This is a genomic window from Peribacillus sp. 05N428 (assembly GCF_056397085.1).
Genome location: NZ_JBFTMS010000052.1, coordinates 21853 through 27852, shown reverse-complemented (window position 1 = coordinate 27852; position 6000 = coordinate 21853). Strand labels below are relative to the sequence as shown.

At 33.8% G+C, this 6000-nt stretch carries 7 protein-coding genes; 6 read left to right on the top strand and 1 reads right to left on the bottom strand.

Annotation, left to right across the window (positions count from 1 at the left end):
- A partial coding sequence (locus tag AC1DIV_RS26610) for a hypothetical protein (protein WP_477577745.1) occupies positions 1–547 on the top strand: 547 nt, incomplete at its 5' end.
- A gap of 68 nt (positions 548–615) precedes the next feature.
- On the opposite strand, the gene AC1DIV_RS26605 is transcribed toward AC1DIV_RS26610, so the two are convergent.
- A complete protein-coding gene (locus AC1DIV_RS26605; RefSeq protein WP_340877745.1) occupies positions 616–708 on the bottom strand; it encodes a sporulation protein YjcZ in 93 nt (30 codons plus the stop codon).
- A gap of 543 nt (positions 709–1251) precedes the next feature.
- Between AC1DIV_RS26605 and AC1DIV_RS26600 the strand changes: the two genes are divergently transcribed.
- From AC1DIV_RS26600 to AC1DIV_RS26580, 5 genes are all read left to right on the top strand, one after another.
- Positions 1252–2163, top strand: coding sequence for a DUF4240 domain-containing protein (locus AC1DIV_RS26600; protein ID WP_340877744.1), 912 nt, complete (start codon positions 1252–1254; stop codon positions 2161–2163).
- A 586-nt stretch (positions 2164–2749) separates the two neighbouring features.
- Positions 2750–2935, top strand: a complete 186-nt coding sequence (locus tag AC1DIV_RS26595) for a hypothetical protein (RefSeq protein WP_034306238.1) — start codon at positions 2750–2752, stop codon at positions 2933–2935.
- Positions 2932–3426 carry a hypothetical protein gene (locus AC1DIV_RS26590; RefSeq protein ID WP_340877743.1) on the top strand — a complete coding sequence of 165 codons (495 nt, stop codon included), beginning with the start codon at positions 2932–2934 and terminating at the stop codon, positions 3424–3426. Before AC1DIV_RS26595 ends, AC1DIV_RS26590 begins: the two co-directional genes overlap by 4 nt.
- 308 nt (positions 3427–3734) lie before the next feature.
- Positions 3735–4091: an MmcQ/YjbR family DNA-binding protein gene (locus AC1DIV_RS26585; RefSeq protein WP_289351080.1), complete on the top strand. Its 357-nt coding sequence runs from the start codon at positions 3735–3737 to the stop codon at positions 4089–4091.
- 607 nt (positions 4092–4698) lie between these two features.
- Positions 4699–5451 (top strand): DeoR/GlpR family DNA-binding transcription regulator, encoded by a 753-nt coding sequence (locus AC1DIV_RS26580; RefSeq protein WP_340877742.1) that lies wholly within the window; start codon positions 4699–4701, stop codon positions 5449–5451.
- The last annotated feature ends 549 nt before the right edge of the window (positions 5452–6000 follow it).

Below are 6000 nucleotides of genomic sequence, written 5' to 3'. Positions count from 1 at the left end.
TAAAATCTTACCGGTTGTACGTAGCTTTTTTAAAGGTACAGAAACGGGACCTGCTATGTATTCGATGTCTCAAGTTCCACAACCTAATCCTTTAAGCTTCCTTAATAATTTGGATAAAATCTTACCGGTTGCACTTAGCTTTTTGAAAGGTATAGAAACGGGACCTGCTATGTATTCGATGTCTCAAGTTCCACAACCTAATCCTTCAAGCTTCCTTAATAATTTGGATAAAATCTTACCGGTTGTACGTAGCTTTTTTAAAGGTACAGAAACGGGACCTGCTATGTATTCGATGTCTCAAGTTCCACAACCTAATCCTTTAAGCTTCCTTAATAATTTGGATAAAATCTTACCGGTTGCACGTAGCTTTTTGAAAGGTATAGAAACGGGACCTGCTATGTATTCGATGTCTCAAGTCCCGCAACCTAATCCTTTAAGCTTCCTTAATAATTTGGATATTGATAAAGTATTAGAAATCTTACCGGTTGTACGTAGCCTTTATAAAACTGTAGGCGAAAGTGAAGGCAAGAATAAAAATAAAGAATAGCAATGTAAAAGGGCAAAGAGCTGACTCCAAAAAAAGAGTCAGCTCTTTGCCCTTCGTTTACTTATTAATTAAAATCCTACTAAGATAATAACTAGTAGGATGAAAATCACAAGGATCAAGGCAGTGTTGTTTCCACCATTTCCACCATTTCCACCAGACATATCTATCCCTCCTTTAAAAATTGTAAAGGACTGGAAAAGTTAGGTTCAACTCTTGTGGGTTCTAACCTCAATAGTTAAAAAATAAATGCCCATAATACTCCCCTTGTCCTCTTTAACAAGATATGTCTGTAAAATTATCTTGTATAGGACAAGCTATTAGGGGATATGTGGATTTTTCAAGAATGCTAATTTTTAAAAAAAGTAAGGGAGTATGCTATTTATCAAAAAAGAGTAGAAATGGAGCGTAAATCGTATCTGCGAAGACATCTCTTGATAACACAAAATAATCTACATACTATTTAACTTATAGGGTTTGGCCGCCAATTGGCTACACGATTTGAATGTACGACTTTTTACATAATCTACATTCAATTTAAAGTGAAAAAGTCACCCTTAATTAACTAACGGGGCAGTTAGTTCAACAAGGATTCCCCAATTAAATGGTGAAATATATACCTATGGATATACACATATCAAGATTCTTATAAACATTTGTAATGTCATATAATTCATTACTCTTTTGTAAATCAGGAGGAAGAGCAATTGGAGAATCAAAAAAAGATAAAAAAACAAACAGTATCAATTGGGGATGTATATGCGGTAAAACTCCCTGATGGGAGATATGGAGCATTAAGAATTGTTAACTGTGATCGAAACTCTTATCTTCTTGTTACCACCCCATATATAGGGGAGACTATCCCAATGATTGAAAATAATGTTTTAAGTAAAACTCTTCTGCAAAACCGTTTTTATTTTGAAAACGCCCCTGCAATTTGTTGGTTTGATGGTAAAATTCCTGGAACTTTTATTTACATTGGGAACATTCAAGGGACTAAAAAAATGAGACAAAGTAATTATGGTGGCACCTGGGATGAAACAACAGGTATGGAAGCCCTTTATGAGTGGCGTTGGATCAATGACAGAGATAACTTTGAGAAAGAAATACTAGAGGAAGAGCGAAAGATTGAACAACTAATGGAAAAACCGCAGAAACCAAGAAAGATGATGACAGATGAATCCTTTTGGTACATAATTTCTCTTCTAGATTGGGAGTCAGTTAATGATGAGGATGAAGTTATAGAAGTGGCTGTTAGAGAGCTTGAGAAAATGGGAGTAAGGAATATTAAGCAATTTGAAGAAGCGATGTCCTACAAACTTTATTTATTAGACACAAAGGAACACGCAAAAAACATAGGCGAATATTCATACAGTAAAAACAAGGATGATTACTTCTCACCTGATGTTTTTTTATACCTTCGATGTGAAGTAATTGCTAAAGGAGAAGGCTTTTTCAATGCAGTTCTAGAATACCCTGTACTTATGCCTAAGGAGAATACATTCGAACCATTGCTTTCCATAGCAACTGAAGCATATGAAAGGCTTACAGGAAAAGAGTTTCAGTATATCACTGGATGTGATTATGAGACTTTCTCAAATGTTGTAGGTTGGAAATAACTTTGCAATCTTCAACTAACGTGGGCGTTAGCTGAGGATCAGAGCTGTCTTTTAGGCAGCTTTTTCTTATGGCACTAACGGGGCAGGATAGTTCATTAACTTCCAGTTGTTAATAAAATTTATTCCCGTTTATTCGTATGGTCATTTAAGCATTACGAAAAATGGGAGGATTAGTAGTTTGGAAAAAAAATCCACAAACGAAAGAAATTACTATAAGAACAGTGCTAAATATATATGGGGTTTTCACTGTTCTTGCATTAATATTATCAATTTTTACCACTCCTTAAATGAAAACATGCAACTTTTTTACGATGAAGATTTAATGATGGAATCCAAAAAGATAAAGGAGTTCTTACTTTTTATTTTTGGTTCTGCGTTAGTTCACTAAAAGAAAAAGGAGAGTGCATATTATACATGGCTAATATGTACTCTCCTTTATTTATTAAGGTTTTTATAATTAGGTCTAGATAATTTTGAAAAACTAACAAACATTAAAGGACCGTCAATAGACCTGTTTTTTGTACGAAAGAAGGATGGCCACCAAGTTTCGACGAATATATCAATATACTTGTTGGAGGTGTTGGATATGGGGATTTGTTGTGGAGAGTGTCACGTTGAATTAAAGAGTGATGATTATGTCACATTGGATGAATTTAGCACGCTGAGGCACACATATTGCGGTTATGATCTTATTGCCGAGCTGATCAAAGACATTGGGACTTATCGAAATATCAAAACAAAGTATTGGTTTTCCCGTGAGCGTACTAAATGAAAATCGGTAAAATCTTGGAGTTAATTAAAACTGATACATCAGCGAATATTGCCAAAAGGGCTGATGTTCATCTTTCAGAAGAATCACTAAGAAAAGCATTGAATAAAGCTGGTTATGAGTATAGAAATTCAGGCAAAAAAGGCTGGTATTTTGTTGGTGAAGGTGACGAGAAAACGGTACAAGAGCAGCTTATTTATGACTTTGCAACAGCAGGAAAAGTTTCAACTAATGTAAATAAAGAACCTATTAACGATACCAACCAACGTTCTAACGTTGGCATAAAAAGTGGTAAAGAACAGGTCAAACAAGCGAACGAACAATCAGCACCAACCATAGAACGAACCAACGTTATAAGAAAACGTTCTTCATTCGATATGGATGTTGAACTTATGAAGGAACTAAAAATACAAGCAATCATTCATGATAGGACGGTTTATGAACTAGTTGAAAGTGCCGTAAGACACTATTTAGCTGAATTAAAGGGAACATGATGTGGCTTTGAAATAAAGTCACGATGTTTATAATAAAGTTGCACCGTTTTACCCCTTTGGATAATATCCTCTAAAGGGGTGTTTTTATGTCCAAAAGATAAAGTACATCTGAAATTTAAAAATGGATCAAGGGAATTTTTTAGTGGTAATAGAGTTGTTCAGTTAAAGGGCGCGATTCTTTAATGAGAATTACTTTTCTTATGGAACTAAAGGGGCAGGTTAGTGCAATAAAGCGTCCAGGGGTTATAATTAAGGATGCAGCTTTATTAAAAAACTAGCAAGTTATTATGTTAGAGAAGAGGTTAACAATGAAAAATAGAGAGGGAGCTATCGGTTACTGTTTGGGAATGGGTAATACATATGAAGATTATCCATTTCGTGATAAGAATTGGACGTTAATGCGACATATAGATAACAAGAAAGTGTTTGCGTGGATATTTGAAAAAGATGGACATATTTGGATTAATGTGAAATGTGAACCTGGTTTTTTAGATTATTGGCGTCAGCTTTACCATTCGGTAGTTCCGGCATTTCATCTTAATAAGGACCATTGGAATTCGATAATTCTTGACGGTACTGTTCCAAAGGAAGACATTTACGAAATGATAAAACAAAGCTATATGTTAACTAAAAAAAATAATAGTAAAGTTAATTTCAAAAAGTGAAGGCATTGATTCAGCAGGAAGGATTTATGCCTTTTTCTGTGGAACTTACTATGATTGTGAAATAATCTACTTAAAGTAACGGGTGCGTTAGCTGAAGATCGGAGCTGTTTTTAAGGCAGCTTTTTCTATGCTTTTAAAGTGGGAAGATAATCCGATAATAAAAAAATACCGATTAATTAGAGGAGAAGGGTGGTTAATAATATTTAGGGGTGGGTTATTTCGTTTGCTTTAATTATATTGGTTAGACCCTGGAGTAACAACTTTTCGTGTATTGCTGATATGTGGAATCATTAAATCTTTCTCTTATCTTAGAGAGAAAGGACTTTGGAGAAATTTAGCTTTAGGTCTTAGTATATTTGTTGGTTTCGTTTACTTTATGAGCTGTTGAATTAATAAGAATAATATTCCAGGGTAATGGATTTTAAATTGTTTATTCAACAAACAGGTGCTTACTTCATTACCAGGAGCTGATCAACAGCTCCTTTTTCTTATGGGCGAACCCTAATAGTTCTCACATGTCACTGCAAAATTCTATATACTAAAATTAATTAAACTAGAAAACACGAAGAACCTTTAAATAGAAGTGTAATGGGAGGAGGATCATATCATGCTTATTACGGAACGGCATCAATTAATATTAAAGCTATTAAAAGAAAAGGGGAATGTTAAGATTCATGAGCTAGTAGAATTAACAAATACTTCAGAATCTACTTTGCGTCGTGATCTAGATCAATTAGAAAAGCAGAACTACTTAAAACGTGTACATGGTGGAGCTTCACTTTTACATAGTAAACGAGACGAACCAAGTGTGTTTGAGAAAATAACGCAGAACCTTGAGGAAAAAGCTAAGATAGCAAAATATGCGGCAGAACTAATTTTGGACGGCGACTGTGTTTATCTTGATGCTGGAACAACAACGTATCAGATGATCAAACATTTAAGACAAAAAGATATCGTTGTCATTACAAACGGAATTGGTCATTTAGATGCATTACTTGAAAATGACATATGTACATATTTTATTGGTGGGTTTGTTAAAAAGATTACCAAAGCAACAGTTGGACGTTATGCATACGAAAGTATAAAAAAATACAGGTTTGATAAGTGTTTCATGGGTGCGAACGCTATTCATTATAATTTTGGATTGACTACCCCAGATCCAGAAGAGGCGCAAATAAAAGAAAGAGCCATCTTTTTGTCACGTGAGGCCTTTGTATTAGCAGATCATACAAAATTTGGAGAAGTATCATTTTCTAAGTTTGCAGATTTAAACCAGACGAAAGTTATTACGAATGAAGAAGGTACAATAACGCTAGGAAAATATAAGGAGAAAACGGAGATAATTATTGTGATGGACTAAAAACTAAATTTGCTATCGTTGAAGGAAAGCTGGTATTCAAACTGTCTGATTCAGACATTTAGAATACCAGCTTTTTTTGAAGATTCTGAAATTATTTTATTGAAAATTTTCCCCTTTGTTTTATCAATATAATAAAGAATGCTTGATTTATTGTAATGTGACCAATTAACAATCAGGGAAAATCTGCTCCATGTATTAAACATTCCATTTGAAACGTTTAATATTTTATGTTATCAATATATTTTTTGAAATAATTGGAACCGTTGACAATTACAAACAGCTCTAATATAATCAAAATCAATCAAAAACAACCAAAATCAATCAATTGTAATTCTAATGTGTAAAGGGTAATTATATTGTTTTACAAGGTATGAAAGCGTTATCAATAAATAGTCAATGTGAAAAAACTATCAAAATCAACCATACTTCCATTGTTTCAACCAAAAATATTCATTTAAGGAGGTGATCTTGTTTAAGAGATTGAGAGCGTTAACAATTTCTCGTTCAGTAGCTAATTATTTTCATCTTCAAAAACTAGGGGGGACTAAT